Origin of the sequence: Salinicola endophyticus, from assembly GCF_003206575.1 — a bacterium.
GTDB classification, from domain to species: Bacteria; Pseudomonadota; Gammaproteobacteria; order Pseudomonadales; family Halomonadaceae; genus Salinicola; species Salinicola endophyticus.
Map to the genome: position 1 here is coordinate 47,258 of NZ_PZJO01000005.1, position 13,345 is coordinate 60,602.

The window sequence follows — 13,345 nt, forward strand, 5'->3', positions numbered from 1 at the left end:
CTATGCCGACGCGCCGCCATCTGCGGCGCGTCTTCGTTTCAGCGTGCCGTTGGCTCAGGGGCTCTCGTCACCCGTGGCACGTGTCGCCCGCGAGGCCTGCAGCGTCCGCGTGAGCAGGGCGCGCAGGGCGGCCGGGCGTACCGGCTTGAGCAGTAGCTGGTAGCCGCCGCGCTTTATCTCGTCGGCGACCTCTTCGGTGCGGTCGGCGGTTATCACGATCCCCGGCACGCTCTGTTCGCACAGCTCCTCCAGCGCCTCCAGTGCCATCAGCCCGGTCACCTCGTTGTCGAGGTGGTAGTCGGCCAGGATGGCGTCGGGGTCCCCGCCCATGTTGCGGATCGCCGACTTGGCGCCGCCGATGGAGGTGGCGGTGAACACTTCGCACTCCCAGCCCTCGAGCATCGCCTTCATGCCTTCGAGGATCAGGCGCTCGTTGTCGATACACAGTATGCGTGTGCCGATCAGCTTGTTGCCGCTGCGGCGCGGCGTGCTCTCTTCCACCTTGGGGCTACCCCGACGCCCGGCCACCAGTGGCACCGAGACCGAGAACACGGTGCCGGCGGCGACCTTGGAGCGGACCTGGATCGGATGATCGAGCACCCGGCTCATGCGCTCGGCGATGGAGAGGCCGAGCCCCAGCCCGCGCTCGCTCTCCTTGTGGCGTGAGGCCTGATCGAGGCGCCGGAACTCCTGGAAGATCTCGCTGAGCTTGGAGTCGGGAATACCGGGCCCGGTATCCCATACCTCGATCACCACCCGGTCATGGCGCCGGCGGCAGCCCAGCAGCACGCGCCCCTGCTGGGTGTAGCGCAGGGCGTTGGAGAGGAAGTTCTGGATGATGCGTCGCAGCATCTGGGCATCACTGTCGACCCACAGGCCGGTGGTGACCATGTCCAGGTCGAGGCCGCGGTCGTCGGCCATCACCTCGAACTCGGCGCGCAGCGGGCGCAGGATGTCGGCCAGCGGAAACTGGCTGCGGCGCGGTGTCAGCGCCCCGGCATCGAGCTTGGAGATGTCGAGCAGGGTGCCCAGCAGCTCCTCGGCGGCTTGCAGCGAGTTGTCGATATGCCCGATGGTGCGGCGGTGGTCGCCGTCCGCCACCTGCTGGCCCAGTGCCGAGGTGAACAGCCGTGCGGCGTTGAGCGGCTGCAGTAGATCGTGGCTGGCGGCGGCGAGGAAGCGGGTCTTGGAGGCGTTGGCATCCTCGGCGGTCTGCTTGGCCTGACGCAGGGCCTGCTCCGCCTCGGCGCGCACCCGGTTCTCCTGACGCAGGGCGGCGTTGGCCTTGGACAGCGCCTGGGTGCGCTCGCGCACGCGCTCCTCGAGATTCTCGTTGGTCTCGCGCAGGGCGATCTCGGCCAGACGGCGCTCGGTGATGTCCTGGTAGAGCGCGAAGAAGCCGAGTATCCGCCCGCCTTCGCCGAAGTGGGGCGTGTAGGTCACCAGCATGTAGCGCACGCCACCGTCGCCGTCATCCAGCGAGATCTCGAAGTTGACCCGTTCGCCGTCCAGCGCGCGGCGCATCCAGGGGCCGCGCTGGCGCGCCGCGGCCGCTGGCATGACGTTCTGCACGCGCTCGCCGATCACCGCGTTGCGGTCGATGCCCATCGCCGCCTCGTAGGCGCGGTTGGTGAAGAGATAGCGGCAATCAGTGTCGAAGTAGGCGATCAGCGCCGGCACGTTGTCGGTGTAGATACGGATATTGCTCTCGGAGCGGATCAGCGCCTCTTCGGTGCGCTTCTGTTGGGTGATGTCCTGGTAGGTGTAGACGAAGCCGCCGCCCGGCATGGGATTGCCGAGCACCTCGAGCACGCTGCCGTCGGGACGGTAGCGCTCGTAGCGGTGGGGCTGGCCGCTTCTGATGTTCTCGATCAGCTGCTCGACGTGCTCCTCCGGGTCGCCGGGGCCGTACTCGCCGTTGTGGGCGTTGTAGCGGAACACCTTCTCCATCGGTGTGCCGACGCGGATCAGGTTGTCGGGGAAGCGGAAGATCTCCAGGTAGCGCTGGTTCCACACCACCAGATTGAGGTTCTGGTCGACCACGCCGATGCCCTGGTTGATGTTCTCGATGGTCGCCTGCAGCAGGGCGCGGTTGAACTCCAGCACCTGCGACGCTTCGTCGACGATCGAGATCACGTCCGAGATTCCGATGCCGCGGCCCTGCAGCGCCGAGTTGACCACGATGCGCGCCGACGAGGCGCCGAGCACCGACGCCAGCAGGCGCTCGGTGAACTGAATCACATCGATCGAGGCGCGGGCGTTGTTCTCCAGCGGCTTGGCGTTGCGCCGGCCGTAGTCATCGAAGGCGCGCTCGACCTGGGACTGGCCCAGGAAGCGCTCGCACAGCACCTTGAGATCGCCCACCGTGGTGGCCCCGGTCCAGGGGCGGTTGACCGTGGTCTGGCGGGTCTCGATGCTGTCGACGAACAGCGATGCCTGAATGCGCTCGACCACCCGCTGCGGCGTCAGCTGGGAGATGAAGATATAGAAGAACAGGTTGAAGCCGAGCGACAGCATCACCCCGTGGGCGAAGCTGTCGGTGACGTTGAGCCCGAACAGGTGCAGCGGCGACAGCCACGCCAGACCCATCGGGCCGCCGGCCAGCCACGCCTCCGGCAGCAGGCCGGCGCGGATCAGTGCCGGCATCAGCAGGGTGTAGGCCCAGATCGCAAAGCCCACGTTGAGCCCGGTGACCACGCCGAGGCGGTTACCGCGCTTCCAGTAGAGCCCGCCGAGCAGCGCCGGCGCGAACTGGGCGGCGGCGGAGAGCGAGAGCAGGCCGGTGGCGGCCAGTGAGCTGTACTCCGCCACCAGCTGGTAGAACAGGTAGGCCAGCGCCAGAATGGCGACGATGGTGATACGCCGCGCCAGCAGCACCAGGCGCCCGTAGTCGCGTGATTTCTCCTCGAACCAGCGCAGGCGGAAGAGTGCCGGCAGCACGATCTCGTTGGAGATCATGATCGCATTGGCCACCGCCGCCATGATCACCATGCCGGTGGCCGCCGAGAGCCCGCCGACGAAGGTGAGCATGGCCAGCCAAGGTTGGTCGGCGACGATCGGCAGCGCCAGCACGTAGCTGTCGGGGGCGATATTCTCACCGGGGAACAGCGACAGGCCGGCCGCCGCCAATGGCAGCACGAAAAGCCCGATCAGCACCAGGTAGAGCGGGAACAACCAGCGCGCGCGCTTGGCGTCGTCGGTGTTGGTGTTCTCCACCACGGTGATATGGAACTGGCGTGGCAGACAGAACACCGCCAGCATCGCCAGCAGGGTCTGGGTCCAGAAGCTGGTGTCGAAGTTCTGCTCGGTGAGCTGCTGCTGCAGCTGCAGATAGGTGTCGGCGCGGCCGAGCAGGTCGCCGAGGCCGTCGAACATGCCCCAGGTGACATAGGCCCCGAGCACCAGAAACACCACCAGCTTGACCACCGACTCGAAGGCGATCGCCTGGATCAGCCCCTCATGGTGCTCGGTGGCGTTGGTATCGCGGGTGCCGAACAGGATCGCGAAGACGGCCATCACGATGGCGATATAGAAGGCGGTGTCGTCGACGATCGGCGCCTTGACCGAGTGGCCGTCGCTGGTCATCACGCGGAAGGCGGTGGAGACCGCCTTGAGCTGCAGTGCGATGTAGGGCAGCGTGCCGACCAGCGCGATCAGACTGGCGAAGGCGGCCAGCGACTGCGACTTGCCGTAGCGCGAGGCGATGAAGTCGGCGATCGAGGTGACGTTCTGGCGTTTGGCCACACGGATCATCTTGGTGATCACCGGCCAGAACAGCAGGAAGGTGAGCACCGGGCCGATGAACACGCTGGCGAACGACCAGCCCGAGGTGGCGGCCTGGCCGACGCTACCGTAGAAGGTCCAGGAGGTGCAATAGACCGCCAGCGCCAGGCTGTAGACGATCGGCCGCCGGCTGGCCGGCCCGTGGCGCCTGGCGTGGCGATCGCCGCGCCAGGCAATGGCGAACAGCGTGGCCACGTAGAGCAGTGCCACGACGATCAGTAAGCCGCCTTCGAACATGTGTTTCCCCGCTTGCGCCGGGCGCCTCCGCGCCCGTGTGATTCCCTTTGGGTCGCCCCCCGCTATGATCGCCTGCCACGGCGCGCCTCGCCAGCGCCCTGGCGCCGTGCAGGGCGTCTAGTGTGACAGACGCGGGCGATGCCCGCGCCTCGGACGCTCATGCTTTGGCCTGATAGACCAAGGTTCAATGTCTGAACGAATTCTCTACATGACTGTTATTAATAAAGAAAACGTTAATGCGTCGAGCCGCCCGTCACCCCTCGACTAAAGTCAGCCTGCCCCCGCAAGCCCCCTCTGACATAGGCTGCACTCGTGTCGCCGAACCCGACAAGCCGTTGATTTTCGAGCGCTCAGCAGCGCGCCCGGCGATCGGCACGCAAATCGGGCAGGACGCACCCGTGTGCGCCCAGTGGGCGGGGGGCGCTTTCGAGCAGCGAGAGGGGGAGTCTCATGAAGGGAAAGAGCCGACAGGACTACTGGAAGGCCAACATACGCTTGATCGCCACGCTGTTGGTGATCTGGTTCATCGTCTCCTATGGCTTCGGCGTGCTGCTGGTCGAGCCGCTCAATACGATTCACGTCTTTGGCTTCAAGCTCGGCTTCTGGTTCGCCCAGCAGGGCGCGATCTACGCCTTCCTGGTGCTGATCGTGGTCTACGCCTGGAAGATGAACCGGCTCGACCGGGAGTTCGACGTCGAAGAGCAGTAATTGGACATCTATCGCAACCAACAAGAACCAACACACAGGACAGGCCTGATGGATATTCAATTACTGACCTATCTCTTCGTGGGGGGCTCTTTCGTCCTCTACATCGGCATCGCGATCGCCTCGCGGGTCGGCTCCACCAAGGAGTTCTACGTCGCCGGCGGCGGCGTCTCGCCGATCGCCAACGGTGCGGCCACCGCGGCCGACTGGATGTCGGCGGCGTCGTTCATCTCGATGGCGGGGATCATCGCCTACTCGGGCTATGACGCCTCGGTCTACCTGATGGGTTGGACCGGCGGCTACGTGCTGCTGGCGATGCTGCTCGCGCCTTATCTGCGCAAGTTCGGCAAGTTCACGGTGCCGGACTTCATCGGTGACCGTTACTACTCCAACGTGGCGCGCACGGTGGCGGTGATCTGCGTCATCTTCGTCTCCTTCACCTACGTGGCAGGGCAGATGCGCGGTACCGGGATCGTCTTTGCCCGCTTCCTCGAGGTCGACGTCGACATCGGCGTGGCGATCGGCATGGTGATCGTGTTCTTCTACGCCGTGCTCGGCGGCATGAAGGGCATCACCTACACCCAGGTCGCGCAGTACTGCGTGCTGATCTTCGCCTTCACCGTGCCGGCGATCTTCCTCTCGGTGATGATGACTGGGCATATCCTGCCGCAGACCGGCTTCGGCGCCACGCTGCTCGACGCCGCCGGTAACGACACCGGGGTCTATCTGCTGACCCGGCTCGACCAGCTGGTGACCGAACTCGGCTTCAGCGCCTACACCTCGGGCACCAAGTCGACCATCGATGTCTTCTTCATCACCGCGGCGCTGATGTGCGGCACCGCCGGGCTGCCCCACGTGATCGTGCGCTTCTTCACCGTACCGCGGGTGCGCGATGCGCGGGTCAGTGCCGGCTGGGCCCTGTTCTTCATCGCCATCCTCTACACCAGCGCGCCGGCGGTGGGCGCCTTCGCCCGGGTCAACCTGATCGAGACGGTCGACAACACCGCCTACGAGTCGCTGCCGCAGTGGTTCCACAATTGGGAGAACTCGGGGCTGATCGCGTGGAACGACAAGAACGCTGACGGCGAGGTACAGATGTCCGCCGGCGATCCGTTCCAGGGGGCCCCGGTCTATACCGGCGAGCGTGGCATCCACGGCGAGCGGCTGTTGAGCAACGCCCCCACCGACAATCCCGGTGAGGTCTATATCGACCGCGACATCATCGTGCTGGCCAACCCCGAGATCGGCAATCTGCCCGCCTGGGTGGTGGCCTTGGTCGCTGCCGGGGGCGTGGCGGCGGCGTTGTCGACCGCGGCCGGGCTGCTGCTGGTGATCTCGTCGGCGATCTCCCACGACCTGCTCAAGAAGCAGCTCAAGCCGGACATCTCCGAGAAGGGTGAGCTGCTGGCCGCGCGCCTCGCCGCGGCGGTGGCGATCGTGATCGCCGGCTATTTCGGCATCAACCCGCCGGGATTCGTGGCCCAGGTGGTGGCGTTCGCCTTCGGGCTGGCGGCGTCGAGCTTCTTCCCGGTGATCCTGATGGGCATCTTCTACAAGCGCATGAACAAGGAGGGGGCGATCGCCGGGATGCTGGTGGGGCTGGTCTTCACCTTCAGCTACATCGTCTACTTCAAGTTCGTAGCGCCGGAAATGAACAGCCCCGAGCATTGGTGGTTCGGCATCTCGCCGGAAGGGATCGGCACCCTGGGCATGATCTTCAACTTCGTGGTGTCGCTGGTGGTGTGCCGCTTCACCGCGCCGCCGCCGGCGGAGATCCAGCAGATCGTCGAGGAGATCCGTGTGCCGCGCGGTGCCGGCGCCGCGGTCGACCACTGAACCGAAGTCTGACCGCACACCGCCCCGGCGCACCGGGGCGGTGTCGTTGGTCGACGATGCCAACAGTGACGATACCGACAATGAGTACGCCAACAACACGAGGAGGCAACGATGAACTGGATGGAGAATGGCCTGTTGCTGCTCGGGCTGCTGGTCGTGGGGGTGAGCTACCTGCGCTACGTGCGGCGCACCCGCGATCTGCGCGGCGTGCTGCTGTTCTGGCAGCGACGAATGGTGCTCACGCCGACCGAGTTCAAGCTGCAGCGCGCGGGTATCGCGGTGCTGTTCGTGGGGGTGACGGTGCGCTATCTGGGCGTGATGCACGTGATCTGAGCGCCGTTGCCGCCACTCGCGCTGGTCGTCGGTGATCGGTACGCCAGCGCTTCGCCGCCGCCCGGGGCGGTGTTAGCATAGGCGCCCCACGAGCCCACGAATGACACCCGCGTCCAGCGGCGACCGGCGATCCTTGCCGTGTTGCGGGCAGCGGCGCGAAAGAGCGAAGCATGCAACGAGCCAGCGATCCCCTCGATAGCCGGCAGGCAGAGACTGCCGAGGCCGATGCGTCTGCCAAGGCCAGACGCGAATTCAACAAGCTGCAGAAGCGCCTGCGCCGCCAGGTCGGCAATGCGATCATCGACTACGGCATGATCCACGAAGGCGACAAGGTGATGGTGTGCCTGTCCGGCGGCAAGGACTCCTACACCATGCTGGAGATCCTGCTCAACCTGCAGCGCAACGCCCCGGTGGCGTTCGAGCTGGTGGCGGTCAATCTCGACCAGAAGCAGCCGGGCTTCCCCGAGCACGTGCTGCCCGACTATCTCGCCACCAAGAATGTCGCCTACCATATCCTCGAGCGCGACACCTATTCGGTGGTGAAGGAGAAGACCCCGGAGGGCAAGACCACCTGCGCGCTCTGCTCGCGTCTGCGCCGGGGCTCGCTCTACGGCTTTGCCGAGGAGATCGGCGCGACCAAGATCGCCCTTGGCCATCACCGCGAGGACATGCTCGAGACGCTGTTCCTCAACATGTTCTACGGCGGCACGCTCAAGTCGATGCCCCCCAAGCTGCTCTCCGACGACGGCAAGAACATCGTCATTCGCCCGCTGGCCTACTGCCGTGAGGCGGATATCGCCGAGTATGCGCGGCAGATGGCCTTCCCCATCATCCCCTGCAATCTGTGCGGCTCGCAGCCCAATCTGCAGCGCCAGGTGGTCAAGGAGATGCTGGCGGAGTGGGAGGCCAAGCACCCTGGGCGCCTGGAGACGATGTTCAAGGCGGTGACCAACGTTGCTCCCTCGCAGCTGGCCGATCGCGAGCTGTTCGACTTCGAAGGGCTCGAGGAGAGCCAGCGCCAGCGTCAGCAGACGCGAATCGCGGCGCTCGACCTGCTATCCCGCGAGGCCTGAGCGGCCGTTGGCGCTTCGCGCCCGATCGAGAGCCACGACCCACGATAGACGCCTACACCCGCCGGTGATCGCCGCCAGCGGGTCTGGGCGATGCCGCTGCGGGCTTAGCCGAGTGGCCCGCCGAGGATCGTCTTGCTCATCCCGCCCATGATATGGCGACCGTCCTCGGCGGCGAGTTCTGAGTACCACGCCCGGGTGGCGGCGGGGTCGGCGCCATGGGTCGTCTCGGCCCGCTTGCGCGCGCGGCTGACGATGTCGCCCACCCGCGCCACCCTGGCGGCGTCGTAGTGCGCAAGCGCCTCGGCGATGGCGTGGCCGCTGGCCTCGAGCGACTCGGCCAGCACCCAGGCGTCCTCCATCGCCTGGCAGCCGCCCTGACCCAGATCCGGTGCCATGCCGTGGGCGGCATCGCCGAGTATCGCCACCCTGGGGGCAACCAGCGTCTCCAGCGGGGCGATGTCGTGAATCTCCACCCGCGCCATGGCGGCGGGGTCGAAGCGCGCGATCAGCCGCTGCACCGGTGACGCCCAGCCGGCGAAGTGGTGCGCCAGCTCCTCGCGGTAGCGGGCGGGGTCGTTGTCGCTGCCGGCGGCTAGCGGGACATCGAAGAAGCAGTAGAACTCCGGGTGCGCCGGATCGCCGCTCATCGGCATCAGCGAGACCCGCTGGTGGTCGCCGACGTACTGGACCCAGTCATGCAGTGGCGCCAGATCCTCGCTGGCGGGCACGCGCACGTTCCAGTTGACGTAGCCGCAGTAGCGCCGCGGCACCGGCCGGCCCAGCGCCTGTTCGCGCAGTCGCGAATGGGTGCCGTCGGCGATTACCAGCAGATCGGCGTGGCGCTCGCTGCCGTCGTCGAAGTGCGCGGTGATGCCGGAAGCATCCTGGCGATAGTCGGTGCAGGCGGTGCCCAGGGTGACGGCCTCCGCGCCCACCGCATCGAGCAGCAGCTGCTGCAGCGCGGCGCGGGCCACGGGGCAGGCGCGCTGGCCGACCTCGGCATACAGCGGGGCGAGGCTGAAGTCGGTGAGTTGTGCGCCGTCGCGGGTGTAGTAGCTCATGCGCTGCATATCACCGCTGACGTGTTCCAGCGCCTCGCCTACGCCGAGTGCCTTGAGGATCTTGACCCCGTTGGACCACACCGAGATGGCGGCGCCCACCGGGCGCAGCTCGGCGACCCGGTCGACCACGGCCACCTGGTGTCCGCGGTGCTTGAGCGCCAGCGCGGCCGTCAGCCCGCCCATGCCGGCACCGATCACCAGAACGTTCAAGCTCATGCGTTATCCTCGCAAGCGTATTGTATTGTCGGGGGGATCGACGGCGAGCGGCGGCGTGGCGCTGCCGCGCTGGGCGCCTGACCGATCGAACAGGTTTTTTTCATCCTACGCAGAAACTGGGCTTCAGGGGAATGCCTGACAACGTCCACCAGGACGTTCTCGGACACTTCCGCCGTGGCTCCAGGCGATGCGTGGGCCGGGTAACGATCCGGGCAAGACGAGGAGGGGAGATGACGACCCACGCAGATGCCATGCCGGCACTCGACGCCGAAGATCGGCAGCGGATCGCCACCGCGCTGGCGCGGGGCGATGACACGTTGCACGAGACCGCGCTCGGCGGGGTACGGGTGTGCGGGGTGCAGCAGAGGCCGCGGCTGCTGCTGAGCCACGGTGCCGGGGCGGGGCACGACTCTCCCTTCCTGAGCCGTCTGCGCCACGCGCTGGCCGCTGGCGGCGTGCAGGTGATCGCGGTGGAGTTCGCCTACATGGCGCGCACGCGGCGCGAGGGTCGGCGACGGCCACCGCCGCGGGTCGAGGGGCTGGTGGCGGAGCTGAGCGCCTGGCGCCGGGCCATCGACGCTGACGGCCAAGCGCCGGCGTGGCTGGGCGGCAAGTCGATGGGTGGGCGGGTGGCCAGCCTGCTGGCGGCGCGGGAGCCGCTGCCGGGGCTGGTGCTGTGCGGCTATCCCTTCCATCCGCCGGGCAAGCCTGAGCGCCTGCGCCTCGATCACTGGCCTGAGCTCGAGTGTCCGCTGCTGCTTTTGCAGGGCACGCGGGATGCATTCGGGACCCGTGCGGAGGTCGAAGGGTATGCGCTGCCGGCGCAGCTCGAGTGCCATTTTCTCGACGGCGGCGACCATGACTGGCAGCCGCCCCGGCGCCTCGGCGTGAGTCAGGCTGAACTGATCGATACCGCTGCAGCCCTGATCAGCCGGCGCCTGGCGCAAGTCGATGAACGGCAGGGATAAATCGTTGCGGGAAAGCGGTTGACTTTCAACCGGCTACCGGTAGAATGCAGCGCCACGTGACCACGGGTGGTTAGCTCAGCTGGGAGAGCACCAGCCTTACAAGCTGGGGGTCACAGGTTCGAACCCTGTACCACCCACCATCGCGCAAGCGTTGGCACTGTGGATCACGTATTGGAAACTGGGGACCGGTAGTTCAGTTGGTTAGAATGCCGGCCTGTCACGCCGGAGGTCGCGGGTTCGAGTCCCGTCCGGTCCGCCATTTCCACCGATGTTCGGGAAGCGACAATTTTCCGGATGTCATTTGCAAGTCGCGTAGTGGGTATCAGGTAGGTGTTTCACGACTCAGACCCGATGCTTCGAGTGGACCGGTAGTTCAGTTGGTTAGAATGCCGGCCTGTCACGCCGGAGGTCGCGGGTTCGAGTCCCGTCCGGTCCGCCACACTTCGTGCCGCGCAGCGTCAGACGTTTTGGGTGGTTAGCTCAGCTGGTTAGAGCACCAGCCTCACATGCTGGGGGTCACAGGTTCGAGTCCTGTACCACCCACCATCGTCTCAGGATGATGGTCACCGATATATGCGGACCGGTAGTTCAGTTGGTTAGAATGCCGGCCTGTCACGCCGGAGGTCGCGGGTTCGAGTCCCGTCCGGTCCGCCATCGACGTCTCGACAGTATCGAGTATCCGCAGCGCCACGACAGTCGCTGTGAGCGAATCAACCAGCCAAGCGCTGGTTTTTTCGTTTCTGGCTCCGAGATCTTGCGCCACTGCCGATCGGCACCCTCCGCGCGCACTCTTGGCGGACTCTCTTCTTGCACGTGCTTTGTTGGTACGCCCTCTAGTGCGCATTCCTTCGCGCTGTCGCCCTCTCTTCTGCGCTCCCCGTGGCTATTTCCCGCTCACACTTCCGTGTTTTTCGCTCACCTGGCTTGCCAGGGGCTCCGCTCGCTCGAAGCGATGGCCCTGGGGCGCGATGAGTGTGTCCCTGGCGATGCCGCTTTGGTGCAATGGTCGCCGCCGTGGATTGGGTTACACTAGCGTTCATACGTGCGTTTGAATGCTGCCGTACACCGCTGCGTGGAGTCGACCGTGACCGCTTATCCGAATCTCTTTCGCCCGCTGCGTGTGGGCTCGCTGACCCTGCGCAATCGGGTCGTGATGGGCTCGATGCATACCAATCTCGAGGAGGCGCCCGGTGGCTTCGAGCGCCTGGCGGCCTTCTACGCCGAGCGGGCGCGCCGCGGGGTCGGCCTGATCGTGACCGGGGGTATCGCACCCAACGCCGAAGGTGCGGTCTTCGCTCATGCCGCCAAGCTGAGCGAGGCGGCGGAGTGCGAGGCGCACCGTCAGGTGGTGGCAGCGGTGCACGCCGAAGAGACGCCGATCTGCCTGCAGATCCTGCACGCCGGGCGCTACGCCTACTCGCCGGCGCTGGTCGCGCCCTCCGCCATCGCCGCGCCCATCAGTCGCTTCACCCCGCATGCCCTGAGCGATGCCGAGGTGCACCAGCAGATCGCGGACTTCGTGCGCTGCGCCGAGCTGGCCCAGCGTGCCGGCTACGACGGCGTCGAGGTGATGGGCTCGGAAGGCTATCTGATCAACCAGTTCCTGTGCGCGCGCAGCAATCAGCGCGATGACGCCTGGGGGGGCGACGCGACGCGGCGGCAGCGCTTCGCGCTGGAGATCGTGCGCGGCATTCGCCGCCGCTGCGGGGAGGACTTCGTACTGATCTTTCGCCTGTCGATGATCGATCTGGTCGAGGAGGGCAGTACCCAGGCCGAGATCGTGGCCCTGGCCACGGCACTGGAGGCGGCCGGGGTGGATGCGCTGGACTGCGGCATCGGCTGGCACGAGGCGCGGGTGCCGACCATCGTTACCAGCGTGCCGCGGGCGGCGTTCGTCGGCGTCTCGCGGGCGGTGCGCGCGGCTGTCGGCATTCCCACCCTGGCCACCAACCGAATCAACATGCCGGCGGTGGCGGAGCGTGTGCTGGCCGCAGGGCACGCCGATCTGGTCTCGCTGGCGCGCCCCTTCCTGGCCGATCCGGGCTGGGTCGAGAAGGCCGCCGAGGGGCGCGACGACGAGATCAACACCTGCATTGCCTGCAACCAGGCGTGCCTCGATCACACTTTCCAGGGCAAGCTGACCAGCTGTCTGGTCAATCCGCGTGCCTGTCACGAGACCGAGCTGGTGCTCGCGCCGACTGCTGCGCCGAAGCAGATCGCCGTGGTCGGCGCCGGGCCGGCGGGGCTGGCCACGGCGATCGCCTGCGCCGAGCGCGGCCACCGGGTCACCCTGTTCGAGCGTGAGCCGGAGATCGGCGGTCAGTTTCGCTACGCCCGGCGGATTCCCGGCAAGGAGGAGTTCGCCGAGACGCTGCGCTACTTCGAACGTCAGCTGGTGCGCTGGGGTGTCGATCTGCGCCTCGATCAGCAGGTCGATGCCCAGCAGCTGCTGGCGTTCGACGAGGTAGTGCTGGCCACCGGGGTCAAGCCGCGGGAGCTGCATCTGGAGGGCGCCGACCACCCCAGCGTCGTGCCCTATCCGCTGGCGATCCTGCATCCGGAACGGATCGGACGGCGGGTGGCGATCATCGGAGCCGGCGGGATCGGCTTCGACGTCGCTGAGCTGCTGGCCCACAGCGGGCAGCCGGCGCTGGACCTGAACGCCTGGTGCGACGAGTGGGGGGTGGATCTCGACGTGGCCGAGCCGGGCGGGCTCAAGCCGCGGCAGACGCCACTGCCCCCGCGCCAGATCACGCTGCTGCAGCGCAAGGCGGGCAAGCCGGGGGCAGGGCTGGGGGCGACCACGGGCTGGGTGCACCGGGCGGCGCTCAAGGCGCGCGGGGTGGAGAGCTGGGCAGAGTGTGACTATGTGCGCATCGACGACGCTGGCCTGCACCTGCGCGTGGCGGGGGAGCCGCGGGTACTCGAGGTCGACAGCGTGGTGGTGTGCGCCGGACAGGAGTCGGAGCTTGCGCTGCTCGACGATCTCACCCGCGCCGGCATCGGTACCCATCGCATCGGCGGCGCCGACGTGGCCGCCGAGATCGACGCCAAGCGGGCGATCGATCAGGGCACGCGGCTGGCGGCGCGGCTCTGAGCGCGTCGGCGGACGAGCGCGTGCCGCCCATGGCGG

The 13,345-nt window shown here is 66.9% G+C and carries 8 protein-coding genes and 5 tRNA genes; 11 read left to right on the top strand and 2 right to left on the bottom strand.

The window, feature by feature from the left end; all coding sequences use genetic code 11:
• Positions 1–54: 54 nt before the first annotated feature.
• Positions 55–4,020 carry a hybrid sensor histidine kinase/response regulator gene (locus DOM66_RS12480; protein ID WP_110690357.1) on the bottom strand — a complete coding sequence of 1,322 codons (3,966 nt, stop codon included), beginning with the start codon at positions 4,018–4,020 and terminating at the stop codon, positions 55–57.
• A 450-nt stretch (positions 4,021–4,470) separates the two neighbouring features.
• On the opposite strand from DOM66_RS12480, the gene DOM66_RS12485 reads away from it, so the two are divergent.
• From DOM66_RS12485 to ttcA, 4 genes are all read left to right on the top strand, one after another.
• Positions 4,471–4,728, top strand: a complete 258-nt coding sequence (locus DOM66_RS12485) for a DUF4212 domain-containing protein (RefSeq protein ID WP_110674728.1) — start codon at positions 4,471–4,473, stop codon at positions 4,726–4,728.
• A gap of 48 nt (positions 4,729–4,776) precedes the next feature.
• Positions 4,777–6,561 (top strand): sodium:solute symporter family protein, encoded by a 1,785-nt coding sequence (locus DOM66_RS12490; RefSeq protein ID WP_110690359.1) that lies wholly within the window; start codon positions 4,777–4,779, stop codon positions 6,559–6,561.
• Positions 6,562–6,672: 111 nt separating this feature from the next.
• Positions 6,673–6,894 carry a hypothetical protein gene (locus tag DOM66_RS12495; protein ID WP_245392432.1) on the top strand — a complete coding sequence of 74 codons (222 nt, stop codon included), beginning with the start codon at positions 6,673–6,675 and terminating at the stop codon, positions 6,892–6,894.
• A 170-nt stretch (positions 6,895–7,064) separates the two neighbouring features.
• A complete protein-coding gene (gene ttcA, locus DOM66_RS12500; protein WP_110690360.1) occupies positions 7,065–7,967 on the top strand; it encodes a tRNA 2-thiocytidine(32) synthetase TtcA in 903 nt (300 codons plus the stop codon).
• Between the two features lie 104 nt (positions 7,968–8,071).
• Here ttcA and hpxO read toward each other — a convergent pair whose 3' ends face one another.
• The gene (hpxO, locus tag DOM66_RS12505; RefSeq protein WP_110690362.1) at positions 8,072–9,244 is read right to left on the bottom strand and encodes an FAD-dependent urate hydroxylase HpxO; all 1,173 of its coding nucleotides are present in this window, start codon (positions 9,242–9,244) and stop codon (positions 8,072–8,074) included.
• A 230-nt stretch (positions 9,245–9,474) separates the two neighbouring features.
• Here hpxO and DOM66_RS12510 point away from each other — a divergent pair, with 230 nt between their 5' ends.
• From DOM66_RS12510 to DOM66_RS12540, 7 genes are all read left to right on the top strand, one after another.
• A complete protein-coding gene (locus tag DOM66_RS12510; protein ID WP_245392433.1) occupies positions 9,475–10,212 on the top strand; it encodes an alpha/beta family hydrolase in 738 nt (245 codons plus the stop codon).
• 64 nt (positions 10,213–10,276) lie between these two features.
• Positions 10,277–10,352, top strand: a tRNA-Val gene (locus tag DOM66_RS12515).
• Between the two features lie 42 nt (positions 10,353–10,394).
• Positions 10,395–10,471: transfer RNA gene (locus DOM66_RS12520), tRNA-Asp, on the top strand.
• Between the two features lie 103 nt (positions 10,472–10,574).
• Positions 10,575–10,651: transfer RNA gene (locus DOM66_RS12525), tRNA-Asp, on the top strand.
• Between the two features lie 30 nt (positions 10,652–10,681).
• Positions 10,682–10,758: transfer RNA gene (locus DOM66_RS12530), tRNA-Val, on the top strand.
• 31 nt (positions 10,759–10,789) lie between these two features.
• A tRNA-Asp gene (locus DOM66_RS12535) sits at positions 10,790–10,866 on the top strand.
• A gap of 430 nt (positions 10,867–11,296) precedes the next feature.
• On the top strand, positions 11,297–13,309 hold the full coding sequence (locus DOM66_RS12540) for an NADPH-dependent 2,4-dienoyl-CoA reductase (protein ID WP_110690363.1): 2,013 nt from the start codon (positions 11,297–11,299) through the stop codon (positions 13,307–13,309).
• The last annotated feature ends 36 nt before the right edge of the window (positions 13,310–13,345 follow it).